We start from the raw sequence: 18,184 nt of genomic DNA on the forward strand, positions 1-18,184 counted from the left end.
CTTTCTATTATATCATTATCTGAGTCCAAGTTTTGATAATTTAGTCTTATAAGCTTCAAAATCAACAAGCAAGCCTTGACCACCATACATATCATAAGCATCTATCCAATCACCATTTTTAGGAATAGTCATCTTTTCAACACCATTACGAGCATTGGTAAGAGAAGATAAGCCATGTGTTAGTAAAAAGCTATAGGGAATATTTGTCGAAGTTAACGCAAAGACTTTTCCAAGTGCTTCAGATCCTGTAAACAGTTTCGTTGGGTCTTTTATTTGCTGAATAATCGCACTCATCACCTCTTGCTGGCGACGTGTACGTCCAAAATCTCCCTCATCATCTTTACGGAAACGCGCATAATTCAAAAGCGTACGACCGTCCATTCGTTGTTTGCCAACCTTAATCGTCTGCTCTGGAACCACGCCGTCTTTCATATTAAGATCATCCGGCACCTGAACTTCACTCACTTTTTCGCCATTGATAGTTGAAAAGTTCGCATTCATTTCAACACCATTTGGAAAAAGTGTATCAATCGCTGTTGCAAAGGTCGAAAAATCAACCAAGGCATAATATTTAATGTCAATATCAAAGTTGTCTTTTAACACTTGGCGTACTAATTCAGCGCCTTGATTCTTATTTTGCTCTCCAATGGCATACGCTACATTTAACTTTTGATCATAACCCGATCCTTGGCTGACTTCATCAATGTGAACGAGCGTGTCCCTCATGAAACTGACGAGTTTCATTTTTTTATTTTTTCCACCGACATTTAAGACCATGATCGAATCTGTCCGCGTTTCAGAAGAAGATTGCCCAATCCGTCCATCTGTACCCAAAATAAGTATATTCACGCCGTCTTTTGTATCTTTCCCATGAAAAATCTCTGTTTGAGCAGCTTTTGCATTTGGATTGCTTTTAGAGGTGTTCAAGCCTTTTATAAACATAAAAAGCATCCCTCCAATAATCAACACCACAAAAAGTGCTAACCAACCTAGAATCCGCTTCACACGTAATTTTCTATGTCGTTTTTCCTTTTTAGGCTTGGGCAGATTTTCTACATTTTCGGTTGTATAGTTTGGTATGCGCTCAATTTTAGATCGTTTACTACGGCGACTTCTTTCTGGATATTGAGGTAATCCTTGTTCAGTATAGCCAAAATTCTCAGGAACCTGTTGGTCAGAAAAGTTACTTCTCACTGCTCGAGCTGGCTCTATTGTTTGGTTTCCTTCTTGCTTGCTAAGAAGATATTGATACTCTTTTTTCTCGCGTTCATTTAAATAATGGATATTTTTGTAAAGATAGTCCAGTCTCAACTGCTCATGGTGGCTGAGATTATCAGATTTTTTACCCATGATTTCTCCAATCTACTTTTCTGAAATGGTATAAACAGTATAATTTCCTAAAATTTTATAAGTAATACCAATTGTTTCTAACTCTTTTATCGCAAATGATACCAAATTCGCTTTTTCATTATTGATATCCACAATGAAAAAATATTCTCCCAAGGCTGTCTTCAATGGACGGCTTTCAATCTTTGTCAAATCAATTCCCCGCCATGCAAAAGTTGCAAGGGCTTTGTATAAAGCACCAGGTAGATTATCTGGCAAAGTTAAAGCAAGCGTCATTTTCTTTTCCTTCGGATACAATGGCAAATCCGAGATTGACTGTCCAAGCAACCAAAAACGAGTGAAATTCTCATCCATTTCTTGAATATCTTCTGCAATAATCTGCAAATCATATTCACTGGCTGCAGTTTTAGGAGCAATGGCTGCATAATTTTCTTCAGGATGTTGAGCCACAAAACGGGCTGCATAAGCTGTGCTAGCTGTTATTTCGATTTTAGCTTGTGGATAATGCTGACGGATATATTTTTTGCCTTGCGCAATTGCCTGCGGATGAGAAAAGATTGTTTCTACTGGCTTATCAGTTGCTGTGACCAATAGCTGTTGTTGTATCGGTTGCACAACTTCCGCCACAGCATGAATGGCAGCCTGATGAAAAAGATAATCCAATGTTTCATGGACACTGCCTTCAATTGAATTTTCAACCGGCACCACAGAATAATCTACTTCACCTATCTCATAAGCCTTTACAACTTCTGTGATATTTTCAAAAGCAACTAAAGTATCTGCTGGAAAGGCTTCTTGTGCCACATGGTGAGAAAAAGACCCTTTCGGACCTAAAAATCCAATTTTCATTGCAACACCTCCACAATTTGTTTCGGTGTCAAAGTAGTCACATCAATAACTTTTGTAGCTACTTCTTCATACCAAGCCTGACGTTGATTAAAAAGACTTTTTAAATCAGCTTTGCTATTGTTCAAATAAAGCGGGCGCTGGTGTTTCTGATCTTCTTCAAGGCGCTGGTAGAGTGTCTCAAAATCTGTTTTCAAATAAATGTTTTCAGGATTTTGTTTTAATAATTTGCGATTTTGAATACTGCTTACGATTCCGCCACCGGTTGAGATGACTTGTTCTGACTGCAGCAATTCTTTTAATAATTCACTTTCTCTTTGTCGAAAAGCTTCTTCACCATACCGCTCAAAATATTCTTTAATCGGCATCTCTAGTTTTTCTGACAAAGACTCATCCATATCAATAAAATTCTCATCTAACAAGCTCGCAATTGTTGATTTTCCAGCCCCCATGAAACCAATCAAAATTTTAGGCATGAAGTAAATCCTCCAAATCATGAAAGAAATTCGGATAACTCGTATTGATAGCTTCGGCTCGTTCCAGTTCTGCTTGATCGTCGTTTACCAAAAGAGCTGCAATAGCTGCCATCATACCAATTCGATGATCGCCAAATGTATTCACTTTAGCACCATGAAGAGGGCTTTTCCCTTTGATGATCATGCCATCTTCTGTCGGAGTAATATCGGCTCCCATGCTATTTAGTGTATCTGCCACAACTTGAATACGGTCTGTTTCTTTTACTTTTAGTTCCTCTGCATCACGAATGACCGTTTGCCCCTTAGCTTGAGTAGCTAAAAGTGCAATGATGGGCAATTCATCAATCAAGCGTGGGATAATTTCTCCACTAATTTCTATGCCAACTAATTCAGATGTTTCCACCGTCATAGTTGCAGACTTAGCAATATTGTCTACATCCGCCACACTTAACTTCCCACCCATTGCTTGAATGACATCCAAAATGCCAGTCCGCGTTTCATTGATTCCAACATTTTTCAAAATAATCTTAGAATTTGGAATAATAAGTCCTGCCACCAACCAGAAAGCTGCACTAGAAATATCTCCTGGTATTACAACATTCTGTCCTATAAACTCTTGTCCACCCTGAATACGAATTTCCTTACCATTGATAAAAATCTGACCACCGAACTGCTCAATCATATCTTCTGTATGGTTGCGGGTCATCTCTTTTTCAAGAATGACGGACTCACCTCGAGCTTGCAAAGCAGCAAATATCAAAGCAGACTTAACCTGAGCAGAAGCCACAGGTAATGTATAATGAATTGGTTGTAAGGTCTTATTTCCATGAATCGTAAGCGGCGGCAGATCACGATTGGTTTGCCCGGCGATTTGGACTCCCATTTGACGGAGAGGAATTGTTACACGATCCATAGGACGTTTCGATAAGCTATCATCGCCAACCATTGTTGCTGCAAAATCCTGTCCAGCCAGTACGCCCGAAATCAAGCGAATGGAAGTACCAGAATTTCCCATGTTCAGTGTATTTGTCGGAGCTTTAAGGCCAGCAAAACCCACCCCGTGAATCGTTACTACATTGCCATCATCGTCAATCTGAACACCTAAATCGCGAAAGACTTGCATGGTGGATAGAACATCTTCCCCTCGCAAAATATCATGAATCGTTGTGACTCCTTTAGCTAAACTACCAAATATAATTGAGCGATGACTAATAGACTTATCCCCTGGCACATGAATGCACCCTGCTAACCCACTTGCCTTTGTTCGTAATTGCATAGAAAACCTCATACCTGATCCTTTTTACATATTGTACCATAAAAAAAGGAGGGAAACAAAAGTGAGTGGGAGATGACTTCATTTCTTCAGATTCCACTTTCCCTCAACCTCTTAAGACGATAAACTTTCTAAAAATTTTTGCTTGATGAATGGTGCAGAACGAGCTAATTTTCATTTTCTTCTTCTGTTAAGTTAAGTTGAACTTGTTCCAGAATTCCCTCACGTCCTACAATGGCTGGATATCTCAAATAGGTGTCTAATAGTTGATAATATACTGAAAATTTGTCCAGTAGATATAATTCATTATACTCAGAAATCATTAAAAAACAAGCATTTTCCAAAAACATGCAGAAAATTCACATATTTCTGGAAGACACTTGTTTTACAAAGTTTCTTCTTATCCAAAAAAGCTGATTCAAAATTTGAATCAGCCAACCTGTGTATATTTTTTATCTTAGCAATTCTTGAACTGGATCAAAAATGATACGTTCAATGTCCGCCAAGTAAATAGATAATTGCTGTTGTTTGTTGAAAAATTCAGTCAGAGCAGGATTTACTTGAATTTTTTCCCCAAAGGATTTCATCTTATCTTGTACTTCTTGCGTGGGCATTTGACCTGATTGTGCCATCGCTTGCAATTCTTGTTGAAAAGCTAGATAATCCTTTAAAAGAGCTTTCGCTTCACTATCAGCATCTACTGCTTTTTTACTTTCGACAACAGCTTTGTACTCAGGAAGGTCACGCAGAGTACGGCTAAGTTCATTTGCTAAATCATAAATATTTGACATAGTCTTCCTCCTTAATCTAAAAAGACTGGATAATGTGTCTTTTCTCTTATTATTTTAGCAGATTTTTCCAAATCTTCACGATTTTTAAAGGTGATTTGGAGAATTCCGTTAATGTCTTCACGATTTTCTTCGTTGATGTGAATGTTAACAATGGACGTTCCTCTTAGAAGTTCTAGGATACCTAAAATAGCGTCTTCTTCATCAGGAACATTGATGAAAATGTCATAAAAGCTATCCACACCAGCTCGTTTATGAATTTCCATAGCTTTTCGGACCTGTCGCCCATGTTGAAAAAATTTCCAAATTAGATCTTCATTTTTATTCTGAATAGCACTTGAAATAATATCTAATCGCTTCTTAAAATCCTCTATTCTCTCTAAAATAGCATCTGGATTGGTCAACAAAATCGAAGTCCACATGCTTGGCTCACTCTCTGCAATCCGTGTCATATCACGAAAGCCTCCAGCAGCGAAATGTTGTGTCATTTCGTGCTGTTGAGTATATGCAGCTGCTTGATCCATAAGACTCGAAGCTAGAATATGCGGAAAATGACTAATTTGGCTAGTTACATCATCATGCTCTTTGGCATCAATCTCAATAAACCGAGCATGCAAACCCGATAAGAGATCTTTCATTTCCTCTATCGTGCCATCTTTCGTCAAATGAGACGGAGTAAAAATATAATAGGCATTTTCAAACAGATTCACATCTGCTGCACGAGCCCCCGTTTTATGGCTACCAGCCATCGGATGAGCACCTACAAATCGGATATCTTTCTCCCTTAGGGCTTCTTCAGCAGCAGCCACAATTTCAGCTTTAGTAGAGCCAGCATCTGAGACAATGACAGCTTTTTTTAAATCTAGTATTGCCAATTGCTGAATAAACTCAATCGTTTGCTTGATAGGGATAGCAAGAATAATCACATCTGCCAGAGAAGCAAATTCAGCAAACTGGTTGGTCACTTTATCCACTATGCCTTTTTCAAGGGCGATCTTTCTTGACTCTTCTCCACGATTATAGCCTAATATGATATAGTTTGGATGACCACGTCGAATTCCAAGTGCGATTGATGATCCAATCAAACCAAGACCTGCAATGTAAATAACTTTCTTTTCCATGCTCACTCCTTTACTTTGGTTCAATGATAAACCCTAGAACAATCGACACCAAAATAATAATCATAACAATCGCTGTGAAAATCATATACATTTTATCTTTTGTTTTCAAAAAAATGATAAATGTCGAAATCACTCGAAAAATTGGTGTCAAAATAAGCATAAAAGATCCTAGTAACATAAACGTTACTGCATCAAAAATGGAATGGCTCTTCACGTAGTCAACTGGATTAAACTGTTCTAAATTCCCTAAAGAAATCACCTGCTGCCCACTAAAAAAGTAAAAAATCAGACCAAGGAACATAAAAAGAAGGGACAGTAAAATTCCTATGCGAAGAATTTTCCCCATTACCAAATCCAGCTGCTCTTTTTCTTCTCGCATCTTATCTGTCATTTCATACCTCGTATAAACATTTGCATACCAAGAGCTAACAAAGCAACAAGAAAAATCCATCGCAAAACTTTTACAGGCACATATGGCATGATGCGGCTTCCGATAAAAGAGCCGACTAGAACACCTAAGGCGATTGGTGTCACTAATACCGGATTGATTTGTCCTACAAAAAGATAAAAGATGGCTGAAGCAGTTCCTGTAACTCCCATCATAAAATTAGCGGTTGCTGAACTAGCTTTTAAAGGCATTTTCATCACCGTATCCATAGCCAAGACTTTAAAGGCACCTGCGCCAATGCCTAAGAGAGCCGACATAACGCCTGCAAAAAACATAACAACGGAACCACCTGGAACATTAGCTACTTGGTATTTAATCGTCCGATTTAAGCCTTTATCAAAATATTCCCCACTGAGATTCAGTTTTTCAGCAATAGCATCATTTTGACTAGGTAAATGCTCTTCTTTTTTAGAACGAATTTTCTGGTACATATTAAATGCTTGAAAGAGCATAAGAGCTCCATAAAGTAAAAAAAGAAACTGTGAATCTGTTATCACTGATAACACCGCACCTACAAAGGCGCCTAAAGTTGTAAAAATTTCTAAAAACATAGCAATCCGTAGATTGAGCATATCATCTTTAAGATAAGCAATAGCAGAGCCTGAACTAGTTGCTAAAACTGCAATAATAGAGGCTCCTACCGCATACTTAATGTCTACTCCAAATAAGAGAGTGAGTACAGGCGTGATAACAATTCCGCCTCCAAGTCCTAATAAAGCCCCCAAAATCCCCGCAAACAGTCCTACGAGTAACATGGTACAAATATAAGTAAGCATTAAAAACCTTTCACATAATCACGGTATTGTTGAACTGCTTCTTTTAATTCGTCTAGGTTATCCGAAGAAAATTTCTCCAAGATCTCCGTTGCAAGTACTGTGGCAACAACAGCTTCCATTACTACACCAGCAGCTGGCAAAGCAGTTGGATCACTCCGTTCTACTGTTGCCTTGTAAGGTTCGTGTGTTTCAATATCAACACTCATAAGTGGTTTATAGAGAGTTGGTATCGGCTTCATCACTCCGCGTACTATGATAGGCTCCCCGTTAGTCATGCCACCCTCAAAACCACCAAGATTATTGGTACGACGAGTAAAGCCATCCTCTTTAGACCAGAGTATTTCATCCATAACCTGACTGCCCTTAAGCCGCCCTGCTTCAAAACCAACCCCAAATTCCACACCTTTAAATGCATTAATAGAAACTACTCCTTGAGCAATTTTAGCATCTAATTTTCTATCCCACTGAACATAAGAACCTAGTCCAACTGGCACACCACCAACAATGGTTTCAACAATTCCGCCAATAGTATCGCCATCTTTCTTTATCTGATCAATATAGGCTCTGATTTCCTCTTCCCGTTCTGGGTTGACAATCGAAACTTCTGATTGACGAGCACGTTTCTTGATTTCAGAAATGGTCAAATTTTCCGGAATTTCAACATCAATACCACCAAAACTTACAATATGACTGGCTACTTCAACTCCAATTTCTTCTAAGAGTCGCTTAGCAACAGCTCCTACTGCAACCCGCATGGTCGTTTCACGTGCAGAAGATCGCTCCAAAGAATTGCGCAAATCATCAAAACGGTACTTCATACCTCCAACCAGATCTGCATGACCCGGGCGAGGCTTGGTTATCTTACGCAGTTCTTTTTTTTGGTCATCTACATCTGCCACATTCATAATGTCCAACCATTTTTGATGATCCAGATTTATCACATTGAGTGTAATCGGACCGCCCATGGTTCGCCCGTGACGAACACCAGAAGTAATTTCCACTTTATCGCTCTCTATCTTCATGCGAGCTCCACGACCGTATCCACCCTGACGGCGTTTGAGTTCTAAATTGATGTAATCTGTCGTAAGAGGAAGTCCAGCTGGTACTCCCTCAATGATAGCTGTTAAACACGATCCATGTGACTCCCCAGCAGTTAAATATCTCATTTAGTTACCTCATATTTTATATACACTAAGCTCTTATTTTTCTAAATAAGCCTTCATTTCTTCTAAAGGAATCTGATAAATGGTTGCCGTGCCCAATTTTGGAACAAGAACCAATTTAATCATCTTTCCTCTAGTTTTCTTATCATGAAGTAAAGCTTGATAGAGTTCTTCCTGACGCCAAGGTTGGTAATCAGTCGGGAGACCAAACTTACAACACATCTTCTCAATCTCTGTGGTTATTCCCTTAGGCATTAGTTTTTCTTTTTCTGCCACGCGCGCAACCTGGACCATTCCAATAGAAACAGCTTCTCCATGCATGACTTTTCCATAACCTGCAGTCGCTTCTACTGCATGACCAATAGTATGCCCAAAATTTAGATAAAGACGCACTCCATTATCAAGTTCATCTTCTACTACTAATTTGCGTTTGACATTGCAAGAATGATAAATGATACTTTCTGCGTGCTCTAAAATAGACTCTGGACTACCGTCCATATCAGCCAGTTCCTTCCACAACTCTACATCTTCAATCAAACCATACTTGATAATCTCTCCCATACCTTCAATCAGCTCCCGTTGTCCCAAAGTTTTTAAAACATCTGGATCGATCAGAACTCCGTCCGGCTGAGTAAAAGTTCCCACCATGTTCTTTGCCCACGGTGTATTGACACCCGTTTTCCCACCGATTGAAGAATCTACTTGAGCAGTCAAACTAGTCGGTATCTGTACAAAATGAACACCCCGCATATAAGTTGAAGCTGCAAAACCAGCTAAATCACCAACCACGCCACCTCCTAAGGCTACAATACCATCGCTACGGGTCAATCCAACTTTTGCTAAAAATTCATAAACGTTAGTAACTGTTGTTAAATTTTTACTGGCTTCACCTTCCAGAAAATTAAACACAAATACTTCAAAACCTGCAAGCTCTAAACTACGTTTGACTGTTTCGGCATATAGACTTGCCACATGATTATCAGTGATAACAACAAGCTTTTGAGCTGACCATAAACTTGCCAGCCATTCTCCAGCCTTTGCTAAAATCCCCTTTTCAATGATAATATCGTAAGGATGATTGGGGAGGTTCACATTTAATTTCATAGGCAACTCCTTAATTGTACTTCTGTTCCAATGCCTGCCAAATTTCCTTAGTTGGCATATCTTTTCCTGTCCACAATTTAAATGCTTCTGCAGCTTGATACAGTAGCATACCTAAGCCATTAACAACTTGCACATTTTGTTTTTTTGCCCATTTTAAAAATGGTGTTTCAAATGGCTGATAAATCACATCCGCCACAAGGAGTGATTTTGATAAACGAATAGTGTCGGGGACTGGTGATGTCTTTTCATCCATCCCTAGACTGGTCCCATTGACCAACAAAGCGGAAGCATTAAGCTTTTCTTGCAATAGTTCTCTTTGTTCTAATGGTAACACTGAAATTTTCGTGCTAGCTGCCTGCTGAATTTGCTTCATTTGCTGTAAAACACGCTCAAAAGAAGTTTTCCTCGTAAACACAAAAATCTCATCAACACCTTCTAAAACAGCCTGCACAATAATAGCTGTTGCAGCTCCACCAGCCCCAAGTATAAGCATTTTTTTGCCTTTGATGACAAAAGATGGCAAGCTCATAAAAAATCCCTTACCATCTGTATTATAACCAATTAATTTCCCGTTTTGATTTACGACAGTATTCACTGCCCCTATCATCTGTGCAGCCGGCGTGAGCTCATCTAAAAAAGGAATCACAGCCTGTTTATAGGGCATGGACAAATTAATTCCAAACATATTATAGCGGCGAATATTTTCAACAGTTGCTTTCAAATCATCTTTTGAAATCTCCCAAGCTAGATAAACTCCATTAACGCCCGCTTGCTCAAACGCTGCATTATGAATAAAAGGAGAAATACTATGTTTGATTGGATTGGCAACAACTGCCGCTAAACGAGTATAGCCGTCAATTTTCATTCAAAATCTCCTGAATTTGTTTCATATTAGCAAGAGAAATTTGCCCTAGAGCACTAGACTCATCTAAACTAGCAAAAGACCAGCTTGAGCCTGTCAAATCCGCTGTTATTCGTGAAATTTTTCCAATTTGTCCCATAGAAATCGTCACAAAATCCTGATCTGGATTCAATGTTTTAAAGCCACGCGTATAGTTCATCAAATCCAGTACATCTTGCTCACTATGCGCCATAACAGAAACTTTTACTACTTTTGGAGTCAAACTGGTCAATTCGGATAAAATTTCCATCATATTTTCAGGCGTTTCTTCAAAATTGTGATAACTCAAAACAAGATTTGGAAAATCCAACATTTCCTCAAATCTATCTTTATGAGAAAAATATTCAAAATCAATATAATCAGGTTGATATATTGTTGAAACTTCCTTAATGATAGAAATATATTCATCATCCGTCAATTCAATCTTTCCACCCTCCCCAATTGTTCTCAGAGTGAAAATCAATTCACGACCAGCAAATTTTTCAAAAATAGCAGGCGCAACAGTCAGAATATCATCTTTTGCTAAAAAATCAGCGCGCCATTCAATAATATCCGCGTCATTATAGCGCAAACTATCAATATTTTGCGCTTCTTCTAAATTTTTAGGCATCACTGATACGACTAATTTCATTTGTCCACCTTAATGGTAAATACCTTGAGGTAATTACTTCTTTCATCTTTCTTATTATAAGTAAAATCTGCTGGCAAACCGTATTCTTTCAGATAACGGTGCTTGCTTCCTGCAAAACCTTTTTCAATTTCTTTTTTAAACTTACTACGTGAAATATTTGCGGCATTCGTACTAGCAATAATCATTCCGTGAGGATTTAAAATTTCTAAAGACTGAGCAATCAACTTATGATAGTCCTTAGCCACTGAAAAAGTTTGTTTTTTATTTCTTGCAAAACTCGGCGGGTCTAAAACAATCACATCATAGGTCAGACCATGTCGCTTTGCATATTTAAAGTAGTCAAACGCATCCATCACAAAAAATGTATGATGACTCAGATCCAAACCATTCTCTTTAAAATGTGCTTCAGATAGCTCACGACTCCGTTTTGCTAAATCGACAGAGGTCGTCTGACTTGCTCCTCCCATGGCTGCCGCAACCGAAAAAGCTGCCGTGTAAGAAAACATATTTAATAGAGACTTGCCAGTTGCTAGACCATTTGCCAGGCTACCACGAACCTCATGCTGGTCAAGGAAAATTCCTGTCATCAAGCCATCGTTTAGAAAGACTTGATACCGAACACCATTTTCCAAAATTGGGAAAAATGTTGGTGCTTCTTGCCCATAAACATGAGCGGATTCAACATTCAACCCTTTGAAACGAATTTTCTCATACGCTCCTGCAACTTCTGGGAAAACGTGTTGAAACGCTTGAACAACGGTCTCTTTCATTTCGTAAACAAAGAGATTATACCAAGAAAAGACAGCATAGTCTTGATACAAATCTATTGTAAAACCGCCAAATCCATCTCCTTCTTGGTTAAAAAGACGGTAAGCTGTCGTCTCTTCAGATTGTTGATAAACTTGTCGTTTTTCTTTAGCACATTGGAATAGCTGACAGAAAAACGAGACATCTAAAGTTACTTTCTTATGTGAAATAAACCACCCAATCCCTTTGTTTTGCTCCGATAAGTATCCGATGCCTATAAATTGTCCTTTTGTATTTGCCAATTCTACGGCTTGATCATGAAAAGGAAGAGAAGGGAAATCTTGTTTTTCTAAAACAAATTGTCCTTTTTTTATCTTTTTTTCGGTGTAAGAAGGAATCGTAAGCTGTTTCATAAACTCTATTATATCAAATGTTATGAATTTTCTCAAAAAAATGTACTGCTTATTACAAAATGATTGCAAGAAAATGGTGATTTGTAAAACTTCTATTTATTTTCAGTCTATAAAAGTTCTACTCTGTTTTTTATCTGATAAAAGCAAATGCGACATTTTAAATTACCTACTTAAAACGAAAATATGTTATACTTAATAGTGAAAATTTTAGGAAATAAGACAAGGAAGTACAATTTGTGAAAAATATGACTAGGAAGATACTCAACTTCATGAGTACAAGACTAGGTTTTGTCTTGACCTTACTGACTCTTTATTGGCTTAAAACCATGTGGGCCTATTCTGTTGATTTTAATCTTGATATTCAAGGTGCATATCAAGTCTTTCTCGCTATGATCAATCCTATCCCATTAGGGTTGTTATTAATTGGGCTAGCGCTTTACATTAAGAAAACCAAGATTTTTTATATTCTAGCCTTTTCTCTTTACACTTTATTGTTTGTTTGGCTCATTTCAAACTCCATCTATTATCGAGAGTTTAGTGATTTTGTCACTGTCAATACTATGCTGGCTTCAAGCAGTGTTTCTGCTGGTCTAGGAGAAGCTGCGCTTGAATTATTTAGAGTGAGTGATTTGATTTACATCATTGATTTTCCAATTTTAGGTTTTCTTTTTTATAAAAAATGGATTCGATTGGATGACCGTTCTTTTAATAAGCGAGCTAGCTTTGCCATTACCGCACTATCTAGTATGCTCTTTTCTGCCAACCTCTTTTTGGCAGAAATTGACCGACCTGAATTGTTAACGCGCGGTTTTTCAAATTATTATGTTGTCCGTGCATTGGGCCTACCTGCTTTTCTTGGGTATAGCGCCAATCAAACATATAGTGCCAATAAAGAACGCTCCAAAGCAAGTGCAAATGATTTGAAGCCTGTTGAAGAATATGTCAAGTCACACTATGCGGAGCCAAATAAAGAATATTATGGTATTGCTAAAGGAAGAAATGTCATCTACCTTCACTTAGAAAGTTTCCAACAATTCCTGATTGATTATAAATTGAAATCTGAGGGTAAAGAATATGAAGTAACACCTTTCCTTAACTCACTTTACCATTCAAATTCAACTTTATCCTTCTCCAATATCTTTAATCAAGTCAAAGCCGGGAAGACTTCTGATGCCGAAACTATGCTAGAAACTGGTTTATTCGGTCTCAATCAAGGTTCTTACATGGTAAACTATGGCGGCACAAACACGCAGCAAGCTGCTCCATACATCCTTTCAAAAAACGGTTATAATTCTAGTGCTGTTTTCCATGGAAATGCTGGTAGCTTCTGGAATCGAAATACCACCTACAAACAATGGGGATATAATTATTTCTTTGATGCAGCTTATTTCTCCAAACAAAATAAGACCAACTCTTTCCAATATGGTCTGAATGATAAGATTATGTTCAAAGATTCCATTAAATATCTTGAACATTTGCAACAACCTTTCTATGCAAAATATATCACCGTTTCTAATCACTATCCTTACACTACTAGTTTGATTGGTGATGAGACTGGCTTCCCGCTTGCGACAACAAAAGATGAAACCATTAACGGCTATTTTGCAACAGCAAATTATCTGGATTCTGCGGTTAAATCATTCTTTGATTATTTGAAAGCGTCTGGACTTTACGAAAATTCCATTATCGTACTATATGGAGATCACTACGGTATTTCAAATTCTCGCAATCCATCACTTGCACCACTACTTGGCAAAAACTCTGAAACTTGGTCTAGCTATGACAATGCGATGCTCCAAAGAGTTCCTTACATGGTAGTGATTCCTGGAATGACAAAAGGAAAAATTGTCAATACTTACGGAGGACAGATTGACCTCTTACCTACTTTGGAACATTTGCTCGGTATTGACTCCAAACAATACTTACAAGTTGGACAAGACTTATTGTCACCCAAACATCAACAAACTGTTGCCTTTCGTTCATCAAATTATTTCGTGACTCCTAAGTATACAAGCTACAGTGGACGTACTTACTATACTGAAACAGGGCAAGAAATTACCAATCCTGATGAAACAACCAAAGCGGAACTTGAAAAAATTCGCAACACAACCAATGAACAGTTGAAGATGAGTGACTTGATTCAAACAGGAGACTTGCTTCGCTTCTACAAAGGAAATAATTTAGGAAAAGTGAATCCTAAAGACTATTCTTACACTAATTCACTTAAATCATTATTGTCCATTGAGAAGAAAAAAGACACCGAATCTACAAGTCTTTATAGCAAACGCGGTGGAAATTCAACTGTTGATTTGTTCAATTCACCAAGTTATCGAGCTCTTCATCCGGAACAATTTGAATCAACGAGTAGTAACAGTTCTTCCTCATCGACAGAAGAATCAAGCTCTTCATCTAAATAATTAAAAATCCCATACAAGAAATTTAATGGCTTGTATGGGATTTTATAATGGAATGAAACATTTAATCAAGCAACGTTTTGATGACTTGATTAACACGATCAAAATAAAACTGCTCTTTATCATAAGTGATACCAGTTGCTTGTGCTAGCAAAATCAATATTTCCATAAAAAATTGAGAAGAAAACCCGGTAGTGGAGTACAATTCTTCTTCATCAAAATGCTTAATCAAATGTGCCAAAGGATTTCGAACAGATTTCTCCAACTTTCGCAACTCTTTGACCATTATCTTGACTTGCTCTGACAAATCCAGTAGCAAAATCAAACTGGCTAGACTGGAAGAATGAACAGTGCTTTCGGCATGAAAAGTGCTCAAAATGGGGTGCCCTGTATTTTTCATCTTTTCAAAATTCCAACGATCGTAACTCGCTTCTCGAGAATTATGAATATAAGATTCAATATCAGGAATTTCCATCTTGATCAAACGCATAAAAATCCGATAAATAGCTGGACTAACGGCACGAATAAAATCAATCACTTGTTCATTTTTAAGCTTCGCTTCTAAATCATAGAGATAATTTGCTAATTGCTCATCTTCCTCAGACTCATGACAAAAAAGTTGAAAATCATTTCTAATTTCCAACTGACATTCCATAGCAGGGCGGATATTTAACTCTCTCCGTTCTGCCATAATATACAAAAGTTCAATTAGCTTTGATCCTGCATCGTTCAATCTTTGAGCTAATTTATAGGCATGAGCATAATCATAGCGAGAAATAGCATACACTATCTCTTCTTTTAGATCTAAATTTCCAAGCATCACTCTGAAATAATCGTTTCTAAGCCGACTTTCATCATATCTGTGAAAGTCGTTTGTCGTTCTTCTGCTGTTGTATCTTCATCTGGATTCACCAAGCTATCTGAAATAGTCATAATACCGAGTGCTTCAACATTATATTGAGCAGCTAAATAATAAAGAGCTGCCGCTTCCATTTCCACAGCCAGAACCCCCATTTTACCAAGTTCGATATTTTTTTCACCATAGTTTGAATAGAAAACATCTGACGATAGGACATTTCCAACATGCGTTGTCATACCAAATCCCTTAGCAATATGATAAGCCTTATCCAACAGATGAAAACTTGCAATTTGCGGAAAATCATATTGAGGCCAATCATTACGAATGATATTTGAATTTGTCGCTGCTGCTTGCGCCAACACCAATTCACGTACATGAACATCTTTATTCAACGAACCAGCAGTTCCTACACGAATTAAACGTTTCACACCATAGTTCACAATCAATTCATGCGCATAGATAGAAATGGACGGAATTCCCATTCCAGTTCCCATCACACTAACACGATGACCTTTATAAGTCCCTGTATAACCAAACATGTTGCGAACTTCATTGAAGCACACAGCATCTTCTAAGAAATTTTCGGCAATAAATTTAGCACGAAGTGGATCTCCAGGTAGTAAAATTTTATCAGCGATTTCGCCTGGTTTTGCTGCAATATGGATTGACATAATTAAGATACCAAACCCGTAAAAATCTGAATCAAAAACAATCAAAGTTATCAATTTCTTAAAAACTTTTTCTTTTCAGAATGGATTTTGTACAGGTTTTATTCCTTTCGTTTTAATTGATTTTTAATTGATTATAGAAAAGCGAAAATAAAGCAAGCTCCACTCTCCTTTTCTTCTAAATTTTAGTTATTTTTACAATTCTGCAAGGATTGCTTTTACAAGTCCTTTGAAGTCTTCTTTGATTCGTTCAGTCACTTCCACCACTTCTTCATGGTTTAGCTCGCTTTGGAAACCAGCTGCAAAATTGGTGATAGCAGAAATTCCCAATACTTTCAAGCCTGAGTGGGCTGCCACAATTACTTCTGGAACAGTTGACATACCGACAGCGCTAGCTCCTAAGGTTTGGAAAGCGCGGATTTCAGCTGGCGTTTCATAGGTTGGACCGGTAACACCCAGATAAACTCCTTCTTTCAAGTCAACACCTAATTTTTCGGCTACAGCATGCGCTTTTTCACGATAAACTTTTGTATAAGCATCAGACATATCTGGGAAGCGTGGTCCAAATTCATCCAAATTCGCTCCAATTAAAGGATTTTGTCCAGTTAAATTGATATGATCTGAAATAGCCATTAAAGTGCCAGGACCATATTCAACCCCTCCGGCAGCATTTGTGACAATGACACCTTCACAGCCTAGTGCTCTCATCACACGAACAGGGAATGTCACCACTTCCATCGGATTTCCTTCATAAAAATGGAATCGTCCTTGCAAAGCTAATACTTTCCGACCTGCTAAATCACCATAGACCAATTTACCGGCATGCCCCACCACTGTTGAGCGACCCCAATTGGGAATATCCGCATAGTCAATACTGACAGCATTTTCAATCTCACCAGCTAATTCTCCCAAACCAGATCCGAGAATCAAGCCAAATGCTGGTACAGTAATTCCTTTGTCTTTTAAAAACTGTGCTGTTTCGTTAATTTTATCCATTAAATTCATATCATTTCTCCTCACTCTTATCATTTATTTCCCTTTTAGCATTTTGTCTGTAAGGGTAGTGAAATATTAAGCTATTTGTGACATTTGTTAGAACAACTTATTTATATACTCTAACATTTTTACTTTCATAAAAATCAGCATTTAATGTAGTACAAATTCAGTCTGAATCCATGACAACGACATGAAGATAATTCCATGTGACATAAAATTTTACTCTCCTTTTTATTTTGCTTTAGTTGATTTTAAAATTTGCACGCCATTTTTTCCAGCAACAATGACCATATCCACCATTTGATTAAAGAGTCCATGTTCCACAACACCGACTACATGATCTAATTCTCGCCCAAATTCAACTGGATTTTCAATCACACCTAAGTCAAGATCGATGATAAAATTCTGCATATCAGTGACATAGCGCTTGCCATCTTTTTCACGAAATGATGGTTTGTAGCCTGCATGTTCAAAGCGACGAAAAAGCTGTTCTGCACCATATTGCACCACTTCTACCGGTAATTTGAACGCACCTAATTCATGAACCATTTTACTTTCATCCACTACCCAAATGTAGGTCTTTGTTGGAGTTGCAACAACCTTTTCCATAAGCAGGGCGCCACCGCCACCTTTGATACCATTAAAGTCAACGTCCACTTCATCAGCTCCGTCAACTGTCACGTCCACTTCTGCTACTTCATCAATCGCTTTCAATGGAATTCCCAAATTTCGAGCTTGTTCACTTGTCTCACTTGAAGTAGTGACAGCAGTAATATTTAACTGTTCTTCCTTGATACGGCGGCCAATTTCTTCTACAAAATAATAGGCAGTCGAACCAGTGCCTAAACCAACTACCATTCCATCTTTCACATATTCTGCAGCTTTGATTCCTGCCATTTTTTTGAGGTTTTCCATTTTTACTCCTTTAATCAATCTGCTTCTAGTATACCATGATTTAGCAACTTTAGCACAAAAAATGAAACCACTTTCTTGTAAAATTATTATTTTTTACCAAAAATTCTAAAAGCCGAATATTCCTTTTTTCTTTATGATAAAATGTTAAAAATCCTTAATTTTTTTCTATTATAATTTGATATTTCAAATGAATAACCGAATAATCTTTTTTATTTAGTTTATCTTGTTGAAAAAATGATGAAGAGCTCTCTTGACTAAAAATAGCATGTGAAAATCTTGCGACAAGCATTGTTTTGCG

Annotated in this window: 18 protein-coding genes and 1 pseudogene; 1 reads left to right on the top strand and 18 read right to left on the bottom strand. The window is 37.7% G+C overall.

What is annotated here, in order from left to right:
* Positions 1-15 precede the first annotated feature (15 nt).
* From H8787_RS07720 to H8787_RS07780, 14 genes and pseudogenes are all read right to left on the bottom strand, one after another.
* The gene (locus tag H8787_RS07720; protein ID WP_187327804.1) at positions 16-1,350 is read right to left on the bottom strand and encodes an LCP family protein; all 1,335 of its coding nucleotides are present in this window, start codon (positions 1,348-1,350) and stop codon (positions 16-18) included.
* 12 nt (positions 1,351-1,362) lie between these two features.
* Positions 1,363-2,196, bottom strand: a complete 834-nt coding sequence (pheA, locus tag H8787_RS07725; RefSeq protein ID WP_187327805.1) for a prephenate dehydratase — start codon at positions 2,194-2,196, stop codon at positions 1,363-1,365.
* Positions 2,193-2,669 (bottom strand): shikimate kinase, encoded by a 477-nt coding sequence (locus H8787_RS07730; protein ID WP_003073063.1) that lies wholly within the window; start codon positions 2,667-2,669, stop codon positions 2,193-2,195. Before H8787_RS07730 ends, pheA begins: the two co-directional genes overlap by 4 nt.
* Positions 2,662-3,945: a 3-phosphoshikimate 1-carboxyvinyltransferase gene (gene aroA / locus H8787_RS07735; protein WP_187327806.1), complete on the bottom strand. Its 1,284-nt coding sequence runs from the start codon at positions 3,943-3,945 to the stop codon at positions 2,662-2,664. Before aroA ends, H8787_RS07730 begins: the two co-directional genes overlap by 8 nt.
* Before the next feature lie 111 nt (positions 3,946-4,056).
* Positions 4,057-4,223, bottom strand: a pseudogene (locus H8787_RS10155) (L-lactate dehydrogenase); the annotation flags it as partial.
* A gap of 171 nt (positions 4,224-4,394) precedes the next feature.
* On the bottom strand, positions 4,395-4,733 hold the full coding sequence (locus H8787_RS07740) for a YlbF/YmcA family competence regulator (RefSeq protein WP_187327807.1): 339 nt from the start codon (positions 4,731-4,733) through the stop codon (positions 4,395-4,397).
* An 11-nt stretch (positions 4,734-4,744) separates the two neighbouring features.
* Positions 4,745-5,851, bottom strand: coding sequence for a prephenate dehydrogenase (locus H8787_RS07745; protein ID WP_003068578.1), 1,107 nt, complete (start codon positions 5,849-5,851; stop codon positions 4,745-4,747).
* A gap of 10 nt (positions 5,852-5,861) precedes the next feature.
* Positions 5,862-6,242 carry a DUF1634 domain-containing protein gene (locus tag H8787_RS07750; protein ID WP_003068576.1) on the bottom strand — a complete coding sequence of 127 codons (381 nt, stop codon included), beginning with the start codon at positions 6,240-6,242 and terminating at the stop codon, positions 5,862-5,864.
* Complete coding sequence (locus H8787_RS07755) at positions 6,239-7,075, bottom strand: sulfite exporter TauE/SafE family protein (RefSeq protein ID WP_003068574.1); 837 nt, start codon at positions 7,073-7,075, stop codon at positions 6,239-6,241. Before H8787_RS07755 ends, H8787_RS07750 begins: the two co-directional genes overlap by 4 nt.
* Positions 7,075-8,241: a chorismate synthase gene (gene aroC / locus H8787_RS07760; protein ID WP_187327808.1), complete on the bottom strand. Its 1,167-nt coding sequence runs from the start codon at positions 8,239-8,241 to the stop codon at positions 7,075-7,077. The genes H8787_RS07755 and aroC overlap by 1 nt, the downstream gene beginning before the upstream one ends.
* Before the next feature lie 33 nt (positions 8,242-8,274).
* Positions 8,275-9,342: a 3-dehydroquinate synthase gene (aroB, locus tag H8787_RS07765; RefSeq protein ID WP_187327809.1), complete on the bottom strand. Its 1,068-nt coding sequence runs from the start codon at positions 9,340-9,342 to the stop codon at positions 8,275-8,277.
* Positions 9,343-9,352: 10 nt separating this feature from the next.
* Positions 9,353-10,207 (bottom strand): shikimate dehydrogenase, encoded by an 855-nt coding sequence (locus tag H8787_RS07770; protein ID WP_187327810.1) that lies wholly within the window; start codon positions 10,205-10,207, stop codon positions 9,353-9,355.
* Positions 10,197-10,874, bottom strand: coding sequence for a type I 3-dehydroquinate dehydratase (gene aroD, locus H8787_RS07775; protein WP_006268264.1), 678 nt, complete (start codon positions 10,872-10,874; stop codon positions 10,197-10,199). The genes H8787_RS07770 and aroD overlap by 11 nt, the downstream gene beginning before the upstream one ends.
* Entirely contained in the window at positions 10,871-12,034 is a 1,164-nt protein-coding gene (locus H8787_RS07780) for a class I SAM-dependent rRNA methyltransferase (RefSeq protein WP_187327811.1), read from the bottom strand. The genes aroD and H8787_RS07780 overlap by 4 nt, the downstream gene beginning before the upstream one ends.
* A 245-nt stretch (positions 12,035-12,279) precedes the next feature.
* On the opposite strand from H8787_RS07780, the gene H8787_RS07785 reads away from it, so the two are divergent.
* Positions 12,280-14,451, top strand: coding sequence for an LTA synthase family protein (locus H8787_RS07785; protein WP_020997944.1), 2,172 nt, complete (start codon positions 12,280-12,282; stop codon positions 14,449-14,451).
* A 61-nt stretch (positions 14,452-14,512) separates the two neighbouring features.
* Here H8787_RS07785 and H8787_RS07790 read toward each other — a convergent pair whose 3' ends face one another.
* The 4 genes from H8787_RS07790 to rpiA form a co-directional block, all read right to left on the bottom strand.
* Positions 14,513-15,268 carry a hypothetical protein gene (locus tag H8787_RS07790; protein WP_048800605.1) on the bottom strand — a complete coding sequence of 252 codons (756 nt, stop codon included), beginning with the start codon at positions 15,266-15,268 and terminating at the stop codon, positions 14,513-14,515.
* Positions 15,268-15,978 (bottom strand): purine-nucleoside phosphorylase, encoded by a 711-nt coding sequence (deoD, locus tag H8787_RS07795; RefSeq protein WP_020997945.1) that lies wholly within the window; start codon positions 15,976-15,978, stop codon positions 15,268-15,270. The genes H8787_RS07790 and deoD overlap by 1 nt, the downstream gene beginning before the upstream one ends.
* A gap of 192 nt (positions 15,979-16,170) precedes the next feature.
* Entirely contained in the window at positions 16,171-16,980 is an 810-nt protein-coding gene (locus H8787_RS07800; protein WP_048800604.1) for a purine-nucleoside phosphorylase, read from the bottom strand.
* 222 nt (positions 16,981-17,202) lie between these two features.
* On the bottom strand, positions 17,203-17,886 hold the full coding sequence (gene rpiA / locus H8787_RS07805) for a ribose-5-phosphate isomerase RpiA (RefSeq protein WP_003068551.1): 684 nt from the start codon (positions 17,884-17,886) through the stop codon (positions 17,203-17,205).
* Positions 17,887-18,184: the final 298 nt, after the last annotated feature.

It is taken from the genome of Streptococcus sp. NSJ-72 (assembly GCF_014334035.1).
Classification (GTDB): Bacteria; Bacillota; Bacilli; order Lactobacillales; family Streptococcaceae; genus Streptococcus; species Streptococcus constellatus.